15 protein-coding genes and 2 riboswitches are annotated in these 15,069 nt (G+C 28.2%); of the genes, 14 read left to right on the top strand and 1 reads right to left on the bottom strand.

What is annotated here, in order from left to right; genetic code table 11:
• Positions 1-20: 20 nt before the first annotated feature.
• Positions 21-1,325 (bottom strand): IS701 family transposase, encoded by a 1,305-nt coding sequence (locus SPD90_RS00665; protein WP_442909035.1) that lies wholly within the window; start codon positions 1,323-1,325, stop codon positions 21-23.
• A gap of 449 nt (positions 1,326-1,774) precedes the next feature.
• On the opposite strand from SPD90_RS00665, the gene moaC reads away from it, so the two are divergent.
• From moaC to SPD90_RS00595, 14 genes are all read left to right on the top strand, one after another.
• Positions 1,775-2,257, top strand: a complete 483-nt coding sequence (gene moaC, locus SPD90_RS00660; protein ID WP_320924012.1) for a cyclic pyranopterin monophosphate synthase MoaC — start codon at positions 1,775-1,777, stop codon at positions 2,255-2,257.
• Between the two features lie 82 nt (positions 2,258-2,339).
• A complete protein-coding gene (gene moaA / locus SPD90_RS00655; RefSeq protein ID WP_320924011.1) occupies positions 2,340-3,314 on the top strand; it encodes a GTP 3',8-cyclase MoaA in 975 nt (324 codons plus the stop codon).
• A 43-nt stretch (positions 3,315-3,357) separates the two neighbouring features.
• Entirely contained in the window at positions 3,358-3,795 is a 438-nt protein-coding gene (locus tag SPD90_RS00650) for an MOSC domain-containing protein (protein ID WP_320624680.1), read from the top strand.
• A gap of 1 nt (position 3,796) precedes the next feature.
• Positions 3,797-4,288: a MogA/MoaB family molybdenum cofactor biosynthesis protein gene (locus tag SPD90_RS00645; protein ID WP_320624681.1), complete on the top strand. Its 492-nt coding sequence runs from the start codon at positions 3,797-3,799 to the stop codon at positions 4,286-4,288.
• 248 nt (positions 4,289-4,536) lie between these two features.
• Positions 4,537-4,655: riboswitch (molybdenum cofactor riboswitch) on the top strand.
• Between the two features lie 113 nt (positions 4,656-4,768).
• Positions 4,769-6,604 carry an aldehyde ferredoxin oxidoreductase family protein gene (locus SPD90_RS00640; protein WP_320924010.1) on the top strand — a complete coding sequence of 612 codons (1,836 nt, stop codon included), beginning with the start codon at positions 4,769-4,771 and terminating at the stop codon, positions 6,602-6,604.
• 169 nt (positions 6,605-6,773) lie between these two features.
• A complete protein-coding gene (locus SPD90_RS00635) occupies positions 6,774-6,998 on the top strand; it encodes a MoaD/ThiS family protein (RefSeq protein ID WP_320624683.1) in 225 nt (74 codons plus the stop codon).
• Positions 6,999-7,002: 4 nt separating this feature from the next.
• Positions 7,003-7,683 (top strand): HesA/MoeB/ThiF family protein, encoded by a 681-nt coding sequence (locus tag SPD90_RS00630; RefSeq protein WP_320924009.1) that lies wholly within the window; start codon positions 7,003-7,005, stop codon positions 7,681-7,683.
• Positions 7,684-8,063: 380 nt separating this feature from the next.
• On the top strand, positions 8,064-9,209 hold the full coding sequence (locus SPD90_RS00625; RefSeq protein ID WP_320624685.1) for an iron-containing alcohol dehydrogenase: 1,146 nt from the start codon (positions 8,064-8,066) through the stop codon (positions 9,207-9,209).
• Between the two features lie 213 nt (positions 9,210-9,422).
• A riboswitch (molybdenum cofactor riboswitch) is annotated at positions 9,423-9,569 on the top strand.
• Between the two features lie 219 nt (positions 9,570-9,788).
• Positions 9,789-10,430, top strand: coding sequence for an ABC transporter permease (locus SPD90_RS00620; protein ID WP_320624686.1), 642 nt, complete (start codon positions 9,789-9,791; stop codon positions 10,428-10,430).
• Positions 10,431-10,456: 26 nt separating this feature from the next.
• Entirely contained in the window at positions 10,457-11,134 is a 678-nt protein-coding gene (locus SPD90_RS00615) for an ABC transporter ATP-binding protein (RefSeq protein WP_320924008.1), read from the top strand.
• A 152-nt stretch (positions 11,135-11,286) separates the two neighbouring features.
• Positions 11,287-12,165 carry a substrate-binding domain-containing protein gene (locus SPD90_RS00610; RefSeq protein WP_320624688.1) on the top strand — a complete coding sequence of 293 codons (879 nt, stop codon included), beginning with the start codon at positions 11,287-11,289 and terminating at the stop codon, positions 12,163-12,165.
• A 63-nt stretch (positions 12,166-12,228) separates the two neighbouring features.
• On the top strand, positions 12,229-13,092 hold the full coding sequence (locus SPD90_RS00605) for a substrate-binding domain-containing protein (protein WP_320924007.1): 864 nt from the start codon (positions 12,229-12,231) through the stop codon (positions 13,090-13,092).
• A gap of 142 nt (positions 13,093-13,234) precedes the next feature.
• On the top strand, positions 13,235-14,368 hold the full coding sequence (locus tag SPD90_RS00600; RefSeq protein ID WP_320924006.1) for a radical SAM protein: 1,134 nt from the start codon (positions 13,235-13,237) through the stop codon (positions 14,366-14,368).
• A 41-nt stretch (positions 14,369-14,409) separates the two neighbouring features.
• The coding region (locus SPD90_RS00595; RefSeq protein ID WP_320924005.1) for an aldehyde ferredoxin oxidoreductase N-terminal domain-containing protein at positions 14,410-15,069 on the top strand (660 nt) is incomplete at its 3' end.

Here is a 15,069-nt window from a genome sequence, read left to right as displayed (position 1 = left end):
ACACCACTTTATAAGAAAATCTAACTTGCTAAGTCATCTAAACCTTTAAATGGGCGCAAATAGCTTATGTGAGATAGATTTTCTTTAATTTCCTCTATTTTCAACAACTTGCTAAAAATTAATTCCTTCTTTATGTTTTCACCGAAGGTATATTTTATTTCTTGTGGACTACAAAATTGCAACTTTTGAAAATTTTTATTTATAAATGGAATTAGAATCACAGCCGAATAGGCTACGCCTATTAAATTAAAATATTTTTCAATCGCAATTTTATTTCTAATCATATATTCTCCAAATGACCAAAAATTTTTTTGTTGATAAAACATTACTTCAATATTCCATCTTACATTGTAAATTTCATATAAATTTAAACTTTCTTGTTTTGGCTTTCTATTATATTTAGTATTTATATCATCAATTTCTACAGTACTTAAATACATTCTAACAGAAGTAAATTTATTTATATCTGTAGTCGTAACAGTTATAAATACAGGTTTATCATATAAATTTGTCATACATTTCTTTGTTGCTACAAAAAAATTATTTTGTTTTTTAAAATCAAAATTTCTATAATTTAATCTATCACCTTTTTTTCTTGGTCTACCTCTTTTACCTGTAGGATTTGTTTTCAAATCATATAAAACAGTATCACTTCGTAATCCACCAATGATTTTCAAATTATCATATTCTGATAATATGTTTAAAAAATTCTTTTTTGTATACCAACTATCACATGAAGCTATTACTTGAAATTCAGTTAGTTCAGGCATTACATTGCGTATTAAAATTTTGGATAATTCTAATTTTGTAAAATCCTTATCATACAATTTATAACCTAGCGGTATAGTTAAATAATTAATTTCATTATTTTTATATATTGGAATAGTCATAGCAATTGATACTATTTGATGACCATTCATATACAAACTTCCGTTGTGTTTAGCATGATCAAAGAATTTATATCTGCTTTCAAACTTTTCTCCAAATTTTGGTTGTAAAGTATCATCTATTAATAAATAAACTGTAGTACTTTTTCTATATTTAGAAGATATTAATGAAATAGCTATTTTAGTAGTTGTTCTCATCATTTCTTCTAATGAATAATTTTTGTTTTTTAGGAAAAAATAAAAACTGTTCATAGATTTATTCCAAAATTTAGATATAAATTTCTCATAAATAAATTTTATAGATTGAATTTTTTGTGTAGTTATGATAGAAATAATTATAAGAATAAATATTTCGAAGCTACGCTTATAAAAAATGTTTCTATAAGATGATAAATATTTTTTTATAGTTTTAAAAGTAGATTTATTATTAATACGCATATAACTGAGCTCCTTATTTTATTATTTTGTGTGGTTACTTATATAATAAAACAAAATGGATGCTCAGTTATTTTTATTTTAAAATTTTTTAAAATTAATTACTTGTAAAGTGGTGTATTTATAATTTTTTCATTTCTGTAAAAACATATCCAATCAAATCTAAATATAAACAAATCTATAATAATGATAATAAATTAATAAAGTAAAGAGTCTATTTAATTCAAAATGTAAGTAAAAAATGAATTAAATAGACTTTTTGTTTTTAAAAACAAAGTATTAGAATGCGTAATATGTAAAACATATGTTATATAATATATAAAATTGTGATATCATGTAATTAAAGAGTAAAATATATATATGTTGAATTTATTAATTATCGAAAAATAAAATTTTAAAATTATACAATATTTTAAATTAAATTTAAAACTATAATAAAGGAGTTAAGGGATATGGGGAATGAATTAAATCATTTTGATGAAAAAGGTAATGCCATAATGGTAGACGTTACAGAAAAAAATATAACACAACGTGAAGCTATTGCGACAGGTACAATTTTTGTAAATGAAGAAACTTTTAAAAGAATAAAGGAAGGAAGTATCGCAAAAGGTGATGTTCTTGGTGTAGCTAGAGTTGCAGGAATTATGGCTACTAAAAAAACATCAGAATTAATACCTATGTGTCATCCATTAATGCTTACAAAATCAAAAATAGATTTTGAATTAAATGAAGAAGAAAAAAGTGTAACTGCTATATGTACAGTTAAGCTTGCTGGAAAAACAGGAGTCGAAATGGAAGCCTTAACTGGTGTAAATGTAGCTCTTTTAACTATATACGATATGTGTAAAGCAATTAATAAAGGTATGGTAATATCAAATGTTCACCTTGTTAAGAAAACAGGTGGAAAAAGCGGTGAATACCTATTTGGAAAATAATATAAAGGTTAATATGAAACAATAGGTTTATACAAATTTGAAAGTTTCCATATATTAATCATTAAAAATGGAGGAAATAACGATGATTGATAAATTAAATAGAAATATTGAATATTTAAGAATATCAGTTACTGATAGGTGTAATTTAAGATGTACTTATTGTATGCCAGAGGAAGGTGTTCCTGAAATAAAACATGAAGATATTCTTTCTTTTGATGAAATTATAAAAATATGTAAGGTTGTAGCTAAATTAGGAATTAAAAAAATAAAAATTACTGGAGGAGAGCCTCTAGTTAGAAAAGGTATAGTAGAATTAATTAGAGAGATTAATGATATAGATGGAATCGATGAAATTACAATGACTAGCAATGGTGTATTACTTAATGAAATGGTAGAAGATTTAAAGGATGCAGGAGTAAGTGCCATAAATGTAAGCTTAGATACATTGAACAGAGAGAATTTCGCAAAAATAACTAGAAGAGATAAAATGGATGATGTTATAAATGGTATAAAGAAATCTGTTAAATTAGGAATTAAAACTAAAATTAACTGTCTAGTTATTAAGGAGCATAATTACGATGAACTTTGTGATATAGCTAGACTTGCGAAGGACGATAATATTCAAGTTAGATTTATAGAATTGATGCCTATAGGATGCGGTAAACAATTCACAGGTATACCAAATGAAGAAATTTTAAAAATGCTTGAAGATGAATTTGGAGAATTTGAAGTAGTAAAAGAAAAACTTGGAAATGGTCCGGCGAGATACTACAAAAATAAAGATTTTAAAGGTTGCATAGGATTTATAAGTGCTATTAGCAATGAATTTTGTGAAGAATGTAACAGAGTTAGATTAACTTCTAATGGATTTTTAAAATTATGCTTACATTATAATAAAGGTATAGATTTGAGAGAGCCTTTGAGAAATGGAATCAGCGATGATGAATTACAAGATAAAATTTATAAAGCTATATACAATAAACCTATACACCACGAGTTTTTTAAATACGATAGCGTAGATGTTGAAGAAAAAAATATGGTCGAAATAGGTGGATAAAATATAAAATTTGTTAATCATAATTATGAGGAGGATATTTACAATGGGAAAAATAATAGCAGTATGTACCAGTGAAAAAAAGGGTGTTCAAAAGAAAGCCGTTGATGAAATAACTTTAGTTCCAGACTATGGTATAGAAGGAGATGCTCATGCTGGAAAATGGCATAGACAAGTAAGCTTATTATCATATGAAAGAGTACAAGAATTTAATGCTTTAGGAGCAGGAGTTGATCATGGTGCATTTGGTGAAAACCTTATTGTTGAAGGATATGATTTAAAAACTATACCAGTTGGAACTATATTTGAATGCAATGGTGTAGTATTAGAAATAACTCAAATAGGTAAAGAATGCCACAGCCATTGTGCAATACATAAAAAAATGGGAACATGTATAATGCCTACAAATGGTATATTTGCAAAAGTAATCAAAGGCGGAACAATAAAAGCTGGAGACGAAATAGTAATAAAAGGAGAAAAATAATATGTATAGAGTTGCAATAATAACAGCCAGTGATAAGGGCTCAAAGGGAGAAAGAATAGACGAAAGTGGAGCAAAAATAAAAGAAATAGTTTCAAGCTATAACTATGAAGTTGTTCATTATAAAGTATTGCCAGATGATAAGGAAACTCTTGCAAATGAAATGAAATACATATGTGATAATGACATAGCAGATTTGATATTGACTACAGGGGGAACAGGATTTTCTGCAAGAGATAATACTCCAGAAGCTACATTATCAATAGCTGATAAACTAGTTCCAGGAATACCAGAAGCTATGAGAGCATATAGCATGCAAATAACTAAGAGAACTATGCTTTCAAGAGCAGTTTCTGTTATAAGAAAAAATACTCTAATTATAAATTTACCAGGAAGCCCAAAGGCTGTTAAGGAAAATTTAGATTTTATCGTGGATTCTTTGGATCATGGATTAGATATATTAAAAGGAAATGCTAGTGAATGTGCTAGAAAATAATTTGATTATAAACTAATTTAACCACTTGGTATAGATTTATTTTATACTAAGTGGTATTTTAATTTGTAAAATAATAGTTTATTTTGGAGAAATATAGGTGCTTATTTAAAAAAAGAAAAATATAATAAAATATAAAAATAAAAAGTTTCGACAAAATAATTTTTGAGATCATTTGAGGAAAAAATAGGAAAACGTTGTTGACAATATAAAATTATGATGATAATATTTAATTAAGATAATTAATAAAATTCAATAAATTTCTCCGATCTCATATTTCCTAAGGTCTATGCTATGGAAAATGAGGCCGTAGGGTATATTTAGAAATTTATATGCCTCCCGTTGGAAAGGAGATAGTATTATGAAGTAATATTACTCGCATTCCAAGGGATTAAATAAAAAACACCACCATTTGGATGGATATTACTTCATTCAAATGGTGTTTTTTATTTTAGTAGCTAAACATAAAGGGGGATTATGAATATGTATGGTTATGTTGGAAAAGTTTTAAGAATAAACTTAACAGATGGAAAAATAAGCACTGAAGCTTTAAAAGAAGATATAGCTAAGAAATTTATAGGTGCTAGAGGATTAGGTGTAAAATATTTTATGGACGAAGTAGATCCTAAAGTAGATCCATTAAGCCCAGAAAATAAATTAGTAATAGCTACAGGTCCAGTAACTGCTGCTCCAATGCCTACTAGTGGTAGATATATGGTAGTAACTAAATCACCACTTACAGGAACAATAGCAATATCAAACTCTGGTGGTAAATGGGGAGTTAAATTTAAAAACTGTGGATATGATATGGCTATTATAGAAGGTAAAGCAGATAAACCTGTATATCTTTATATAGAAGATGATAAAATAGAAATCAAAGATGCAACTCCTTATTGGGGAATGGTATCTTCAGAAACTGATGCAAAATTAAAAGAAGCTCATCCAGGTTCTAACGTATTATGTATAGCTCCAGCTGGAGAAAAATTATCTCCTATAGCAGCTATAATGAATGATGTAGATAGAGCTGCTGGTAGAGGTGGAGTAGGAGCTGTTCAAGGTTCTAAAAACTTAAAAGCTATAGTTGTTAAAGGTAGTGGAAGCGTTGAATTACCAGATAAAGAAAAAGCATCTGCAGTAAATAAAGAAAAAGTTAATATACTTAAGAATGACCCAGTTGCAGGTGATGGACTTCCAACTTACGGAACTGCTATACTTGTTAACATAATAAATGAAAATGGTGTTCATCCAGTTAAAAACTTCCAAGAATCATATACACCAAAAGCTGACGATATAAGTGGTGAAGCTATGACAGCTAACTGCTTAGTAAGAAAAAATCCTTGCCACAGATGTCCTATAGCTTGTGGTAGATGGGTAAAATTAAAAGATGGTACTGAATGTGGTGGACCAGAATATGAAACATTATGGTCATTTGGTTCAGACTGTGATATCTATGACTTAGATGCAGTAAATGAAGCTAATATGCTTTGTAATGAATATGGTCTAGATACAATTTCTGCTGGTGCAACTTTAGCTGCAGCTATGGAATTATATGAAAAAGGATATATTAAAGACGAAGAAATAGCAGCTGACGGATTATCTCTAAAATGGGGAGATGTTGATGCTATGGTTAAATGGACTGAAAAAATGGGTAAAAGAGAAGGATTTGGTGATAAATTAGCACTAGGTTCTTATAGATTATGTGAATCTTATGGAGAAGATGCTATCCAATATTCTATGACTGTTAAAAAACAAGAATTACCAGCTTATGACCCAAGAGGTGTTCAAGGACATGGTATAACTTATGCAGTAAATAACAGAGGTGGATGCCATATCAAAGGTTACATGATAAGCCCTGAAATACTTGGTGTTCCAGAAAAATTAGATAGATTTGCATTAGAAGGAAAACCTGCTTATGCAAAAGTATTCCATGATTTAACTGCTGTAATAGACTCTATGGGTATGTGTATATTCACTACATTTGGTCTAGGTGCTCCTGACTATGCTGATATATACAATGCAGTATGTGGTGACACTTACACTGCAGAATCTATATTAGAAGCTGGAGATAGAATATGGACATTAGAAAAAATATTCAACCTAAGAGCTGGAATAGATAAATCTCAAGATACATTACCTAAGAGATTATTAGAAGATCCAATCCCAGGTGGACCATCTGAAGGTCATGTTCATAAATTAGATGTATTATTACCAGAATACTATGCTGTTAGAGGTTGGGATGAAAACAGTATACCAACTGAAGCAACATTAAAGAAATTAGGATTAGAAGAATACAATGAAATATTAGAACAATTTAGATAGAAATTTTCTAAATTAATATTGCCAACCGCTTTATATAAGTAAAATAACTTTAAGTATACGATACTATTTATTTTAATAGTGTCGTATACTTAAAAAATATATTATATATAGTGGTACTTTGTGCTACTATAAAATATATATATATCTTTTTGTAAAGAGAGGTGAAAGTATGAAGGTAGAAGTTCGACTTTTTGCGACATTTAGAGAAGGTAGAGAAAAAAAGCAAATTATGGAATTAGAAGATAACAGCACAATTTTAGATGTTCTAGATATTGTAAAAATTGATGAAGAAGAAGTTGCAATAATGCTTTTAAACGGAATCGATGGACCAAGTGATAGAGCTTTGAAAGAAAATGATGTAGTCTCTCTATTTCCTCCTGTAGGTGGAGGTTGATTTTATGGTGAAAAAAAGATATACAAGAAATGTCACTACGTTAACAGAAAAAGAAAATAATAAATTACAAGATTTTCGTGTTTGTGTCATAGGATGCGGAGGTATTGGTGGATATATTATTGAAATGCTTGCAAGAATTGGTATTGGAAGCATTACTGCTGTTGATATGGATGCATTTGATGAAACTAACTTAAATAGACAAATTTTGAGTACTGAAAAGGTTATAGGAAATCGAAAGACTGATGAAGCTAAAAAGAGAGTAAACGAAATAAATTCTGATGTCAAAATTTCTGTAATCGATGGTGCTTTTAGTGAGGAAAATAGCTGCGATATAATAAAAGATCACGATGTAGTAGTAGATGCCTTAGATAGTATTCAAATGAGATTTGTGTTACAAGAAGCTTGTAAAAAAATGAACATACCGATGGTTCATGGAGCTATTGGAGGATGGTATGGTCAAGTTTGTACTGTATTTCCAGGAGATGATACTTTGAATAAAATTTACAAGAAATCATCTAATGGTGCAGAAAAAAAATTAGGTAATCCTTCTTTTACGCCGGCTAACATTGCGTCTATTCAGGTTAGTGAGGTTATAAAATTATTACTTAATAAAGGCGAATTATATCGAAATAGAGTTTTATTGATAGATTTGTTAGAAAATTCGTATAATATTATAGATTTATAATGTGATTTTATGCTTAAATTTATAAATTATAGTGTAAAAAATATGTTTTATTCTATTTTTTGACATTTTATATTGATATGTATTTTTGTATGATTTTTATGTATTTTGTATATTATTAGAATATTATAAATTTTAAAAAATAAAAGTTGACAATTCATATAATAGGTCAATATAATTAAAGTATAAGGTAGCACTTATACAAAATAAAGATATGGTTTTGTAGATATGATAGAGTTGTAGTTTTATAGTTTTGGGGAAAACGTTGAACTACTATACTTTTGAGATATTATATTTACAAAATATAGATTTATGTATGTAATTAGTAAGATACACAATAGTGTGTATTGCTACAAATATATATAACTAAGGGGGAAATTAGAATGTACAAATTTTATATGCCAAATGTAAGTTTAATGGGACCTGGATGCGCAGATAGTCTTCCAGCTGAAATCAAAGCAAGAGGATTTAAAAAAGCTTTAATAGTTTGTGGTAAAAGATCTGCTGCAAGTCCTGAATTAAAAGGAATATTAGATAACCTAGATGCTAATGGTATAGGTTATGTTGTTTATCCTGGTTCAGTTCCTAACCCAACTGTAACTGCAGTTATGGAAGGTGTTAAAGTTTTACAAGCTGAAGGTTGTGACTTTGTAATGTCATTTGGTGGAGGTTCTCCTCATGACTGTGCTAAAGGTATAGCTTTAGTTGATGCAAATGGTGGAAACATAAAAGATTATGAAGGTGTTAACAAATCTGCTAAACCTCAAACTCCATTAATAGCTATAAATACTACTGCTGGTACTGCTTCTGAAATGACAGTATTCTGTATAATAACTGACGAAGAAAGACACGTTAAAATGGCAATAGTTGACGAACATACTAACCCAGTATTAGCTGTAAACGATCCTAACTTAATGGTAAGTATGCCTAAAGGATTAACTGCTGCAACTGGTATGGACGCTTTAACTCATGCTGTTGAAGCTTACGTTTCTACTGCTGCTACTCCAGTAACTGATGCTTGTGCTGAAAAAGCTATAAAATTAATCCAAGGATACTTAAGAGCTGCTGTTAAAGATGGTAACGATATGGTAGCTAGAGATAAAATGGCTTACGCTGAATTCTTAGCTGGTATGGCATTCAACAATGCTTCATTAGGATATGTTCATGCTATAGCTCACCAATTCGGTGGATTCTATAACTTACCACATGGTGTATGTAATGCTATATTACTTCCAGCTGTTCAAGAATACAACGCTCAAGTTGTTCCTGATAGATTAAAAGACGTTGCTGAATTTATGGGTGTAGACGTTGCTGGTATGAGCGATGCTGAAGGTGCTGCTGCTGCTATAGCTGCAATCAAAGAATTATCTGCTGACGTAGAAATACCTAAAGGATTTGAAGAATTAGGAGCTAAGAAAGAAGACTTCGATATATTAGCTACTAACGCATTAAAAGATGCTTGTGGTGCTACAAATCCAAAACAAGCTACTAAAGAAGAAATAATCGAAATATTAAACAAAGTATTCTAATATTTATAGATAATAGATTAGATTTACATATTTGTTAATAATTATAATTAAATAAATAGAGGAAGAGCGAACTTTATAAGTTCGCTCTTTTTTTCGATATGTATTAAAAACTAGTATACTTATTACATAAAATACCTAAATACTACCATCAATGTTATAAAATTGACAAAAGTAGATAAAATATGATATTATATAATTGGTAGAAGAATAATTAATAATTTAATTCTCCGATTTTATATTTCTAAGGGCATTTGCCTATGAATTATAAAACATTGGGTATATATAGAAATGTATATGCCTCCCGTGCAAGAAAGAAAAACGTTTATGTTTTTTTAGGAAAGGAGATAATATTAATCGAAATTTTCAAATTTCTGCAATTGTATTTGTTGAGAATTATTTTATTAATGCACAATTTCAAAATAACAGAAATATATTATTTCTATACATTCAAATAATTTCAAACATCAAATCTTATTCTCAAATACCTACAGTTGTATATGCTCCGAGGATTATTTTATTAATTTTAACCGCTAATAATATATGAATTAAAAAGATATATTTTTTAGAAAGGAATTTAATATGGAAATCTGGGAAGTTGTACAAATTGTGGGAAGATCTCTTTATGTAACAGTGACTGCTACATTAATAGCAATGTTGTTGGGTATCATTTTAAGTATAATTATTTATTTAAAAGATTTTAAATTAAAAAAACAACTTATGTTAATAGTAAATGCACTTATGAGTACTCCACCAGTAGTAATGGGTCTTGTAGTGTTTCTTATGTTGTCAAAAAAAGGACCTTTAGGTAGCTTTGAACTGTTATTTACTTGTCCAGCTATGATAATAGCACAAGTTCTTCTTTTAATACCTATGTCAATTAGTTTAATTGTCGATGCATTAAATAAATGTGGAGAAGATATTTTAATTACATGTAAAATATTACAAGTAGAAAAATTTCAGCAAAAATGGATATTTTTTAAAGAATTAAAATCTTATCTAACTACTATATTAATAACTGTTTTTGGAAGAGGAATTTCAGAAGTAGGGGCAGTAATGTTAGTTGGTGGAAATATAAGAGGAAAAACTAGAGTAATGACTACTTATATTTCTCAATCTACATCGATGGGGAATTTTGGTAATTCTCTTATAATAGCAGCAATACTACTTACGATTTCATTTGCATCAACTTTTATTATTAGAAGATTGCAAAAAGATCTATAGATAGAGATAGGTAGAGGAGGGCATAAATGATATATATTAAAAATATTAAAAAAAATATAAAATATCAAAATCCATTAGAAATAGATGAATTAACTTTTGAAAAAGGGAAAATATATTCTGTTTTAGGCCACAATGGAAGTGGAAAAAGCACTTTATTTAAGATTTTATATAATATTATCGATTTTGATGAAGGAAGTATAGACATAGAGGGAAAAGGGTTTGACCAAGAAATTGTATATAAATATATTAGTTATAATCCTCAAAAAGCGTATTTTTTAACAGGAACATTAAGAGATAATTTCGACTATTTATATAAATACAGTAAAAATAAAGATTTATTGGGAAAAACAGAATTAGAATCTTTAATAAAAGAATTTAATTTAGAGCATAGATTGGATACAAATATAAAAAAATTATCAGGTGGAGAACAGGCAAAAGCACAATTTATTAGGACTTTAATTATGAATAAGGAATATATTCTTTTAGATGAACCTATGGCGAGCATGGATTTTAAAACTATAGAACTAGTAGAAAAAAAACTAAGAGAATTAAGAAATATGAATCGTTCAGTAATATTAATTACTCATGATTTTGTACAAGGAAATAGAATTAGTGATGAAATAGTTTTTATGGAAAACTTAAAACTAATAGGAAAATATAAAAAAGATGAATTTTTCAAAAATAAGTTATTCTCATCTATGTAAATGACAATAAAGCTTTAAAATTATTTTAATAAGATTTTAAAATTTCTATCTTTATTTAAAATATTATATATACAAGATAATTTTATAGTAAAAACTTATGATAGAAATTTTAAAAATAAATTTTTTATATATTATATAAAGGGGGAATAGAAATGATCAAAAAATTTCTAACCGTTATGCTAGCAGCAGTGCTAAGCATAAGCATGGTAGCATGCTCATCTAATCAAACATCACAAAGTTCAAGTTCTTCAGCAAGTGAAGAGCAAAAAGAAAACAAGGCGGTTGAAGAAGTAACTTTAGTTACTACAACAAGCTTAGATGACACAGGATTTTTAGCAGAAACATTAAAAGGCTTTGAAGAAGCTAATAATGTAAAAGTTAACGTTGTAGCTAAAGGAACAGGTGAAGCTTTAGAATTAGGAAAATCAGGAGATGCTGATATATTATTCGTACATGCTAAAGCTAAAGAAGAAGACTTTATAAAAGGTGGATACGGAGTAGACAGAAATGAAATAATGTATAACTATTTCGTAATAGTAGGACCAAAAGATGCAAAAGATAATGCAGAAATGAAAGATTTAAGTGCTCCAGATGTATTTAAATATATAGCTGACAACGATTTAACTTTCGTTTCTAGAGGTGATGAATCAGGAACTCATACTAAAGAATTAAGCATATGGAAAGAAGCTGGAATAGAAACACCTGAATTCTCTAATTACAATGAAGCAGGAAAAGGTATGGGAGCTACATTACAAATGGCAAGTGAAATGGGAGCTTATTGCTTAACTGATATAGGTACATTCTTAGCAAGTAAAGATAAATTAGATTTAGAAATAGTTAAACAAGCTGATGAAAGTTTAAAAAATGTTTATTCTATAGTTAGAATAGCTAATCTAGATCCAGAAATGGAAGAAATGACAAATAAACTTTTAGAATACTATCAATCAGATGAAGTTCAAAAAGAAATTGCTGAATACGGTGTAGATGAATACGGAGAAGCTTTATTCTATACATTTGATGAACAAAAATAATTGTGTATCAAAAATTTTATTATTTGAGAAATGTTTAATTAATTTATAAGGAGGAGTAATTATATGAAAAACATAAAAAAAATTATGGGGTTAGTGTTAACACTAGTTTTAGGTTTAACAGCAGTTGGATGTTCATCATCTAGTTCTAGTAGTAGTGCAAGTTCTGAAGCTAAAGATTCTGATGTAAAAGAAATAATAATGGCTTCAACATATAGTTTAGATGAAACAGGATTTCTTGCTGATACTTTAAAGACATTTGAAGAAGAAAATGGAGTTAAAGTTAATGTTGTACCAAGAGGAACAGGTGAAGCTATTGAACTAGGAAAATCAGGAGATGCTGATATACTATTTGTTCATGCTAAATCTAAAGAAGAAGAATTTATAAAAGAAGGATATGGAGTAGATAGAACTGAAATAATGTATAACTATTTTGTTGTACTTGGACCAAAAGGTGGAGAACACAATGAAAAAATATCTGAATTAGGTGTAGTAGATGCATTTAAATATATAGCTGATAATGATTTAGTGTTCTTATCTAGAGGAGATCAATCAGGAACTCATGTTAAAGAATTAAGTATATGGAAAGAAGCTGGAATAGAAACACCTGATTTTTCTAATTACAATGAATCAGGAAAAGGTCAAGCTGAAACTGTAAAAATGGCAAGTGAAATGGGTGGATACGTTATAACAGATAAAGCTACTTATTTATCTAATAAAGATGATTTAGATTTAGAAATAGTTATAGGTGAAGATGAAACTTTAAAAAATGTATATAGTGTAGTAAGAATAAAAGACATAGATGATGAAACAAAAGCTATAACAGATAAATTAGTTGAATTTTATGCAAGTGATGAAATGAAAGACACAATAAGAGAATATGGAAAAGACAAATATGGCGAAGCTTTATATTTTGTTATAGGTGAATAATTTTAAAGAATAATAAATATTTTAATTTTACTTCATAGAGCGGTGATTTTCATCGCTCTATTGATTAAATAATGAATTATTTATTGTTAATAATACATTATTTAATCAATAGAGCCAGGATTGTTATATAAGGAGGATTTATATGATAAACGAATTAAAAAAACTATATATTGAACCTACTTCTAAATGCAATTTAAATTGTAAAATGTGCTTTAGAAATACATGGATAGATGAAAAGCTCTCAGATATGGATTTAGAAACTTATAAAAAAGCAATTGATACTATGCCGGATACTGTAGAAACTGTATTTTTTAGTGGTATGGGAGAACCACTTCATCACCCTAATATAATAGAAATGATAAAAATAGCATCGAATAAAGTAGAGAAGGTAGAGTTACTTACTAACGGGACTTTACTTACTGAAGAAATGTCTGAAAATTTAATAGACGCTGGACTTACTATGCTTTGGATTTCTATAGATTCTTTAGAAGAAGAAGATTATGAAAAAATAAGAGTAAATAGTAAATTAAAAAAAGTTATAAATAATATCAAGTCTTTTAATAGAGTTAGGGAATATAATGCAGAAACTAAACACTCAAAAAATAATGTAAAATTAGGTTTAGCTTTCGTAGCGATGAAAAGTAATATCGATCAATTACAAAAAATGCCTTTATTCTGCGCTATTAACGGTGTAAGTAAGGTTAACGTTTCCAACTTATTGCCATCAGATGAAGCCTCTACAAGTGATATTTTATATTCTAGATCACTTGGAGTTGATACTAGTTCAGAATCTATGTTTAATATTCTTCCAGAAATAAATATACCTATCATGGATTGGAATATGAATTCTGTTGAAAAAACATTAATCAAACTTTTAACATCTCAAGTTTCTAGTTTAAGTGTTAGTAATAATAGAATATCTAGAAAAGCACATGCATGCAAGTTTGTAGATGAATCTTGTACATTTGTAAAAAATGATGGGAATATATCACCTTGTATGCCACTGTTACATAGCAGTGAAACTTATTTATTTACTGAAAAGCGAAAGGTATATCATCATTCCTTTGGAAATGTAAATAATTCGCCATTAGAAGAAATTTGGAATTCTAAAGAATATACTGATTTTAGAAAAAGAGTTGAAGAATTTAGTTTTTCTCCATGTGTAGTATGTGGAGGATGTGAAAACTGGAAAGAAAATATAGAAGATTGCTTCGGAAATCCAAAACCTACATGTGGGGCTTGCCTTTGGTCTGAAGGAATTATATCTTGCCCATAGTGTTTAGACATATTAATATTTTGTATAAAGGATGATGAACATTGAAAAAAGTTGCTGTTGTTGATTTGATGATTAATCAAGTATTGATTAAAAATATAGAAGATAACCAAAATTTAATAGCTGAAGATGATGATTTGGTTTTTAAAGCACCAAGTTTATGTGGATATGGTATTTTAGGATTAAATAGACTTGATATTTATTCCCAAAATAGTAATTCTAAAGCAGGAGGTTATTTTGCACATTATTTAAAATGTAATGGCTATGATTATCTACTTATCAAAGGAAAATCAAAAGAGCCGGTTTATATTTACATAAATAATGAAAATGTTTTTATAAAAAGTGCCGAAGAAATTTATTTTTTGGATAAAGAAAGTACAGAAAATAAAATAAAAAAAGATTTAAATAAAGAAGATATAGAAATAGCTCAAGTAGGAATTGCTGCATGTCATGGTGTTGATTTTTCTAGAATAATTCTTGGAAATAAATCATGTGGAAAAGATGGACTTGGAAAGTTAATGGGAGAAAAAAATTTAAAGGCGATTGTTTTAAATAAAGCAGAATTTTTAAAACCAAAATGTAGAGAAAAACTTTATAATATAAATACAAAAATAGCTAATAAATTAGGAAATGAAGATATTGAAGCGTATTATAATGATCAAAATAATTGTTTTGGGTGTATTGTAAATTGTGGAAGTACTTCT

This window comes from Intestinibacter sp., from assembly GCF_034113885.1.
GTDB lineage: Bacteria > Bacillota > Clostridia > Peptostreptococcales > Peptostreptococcaceae > Intestinibacter.
Note: the sequence above shows the minus strand (reverse complement) of the source record. Positions and strands in the feature narration are given on the sequence as shown.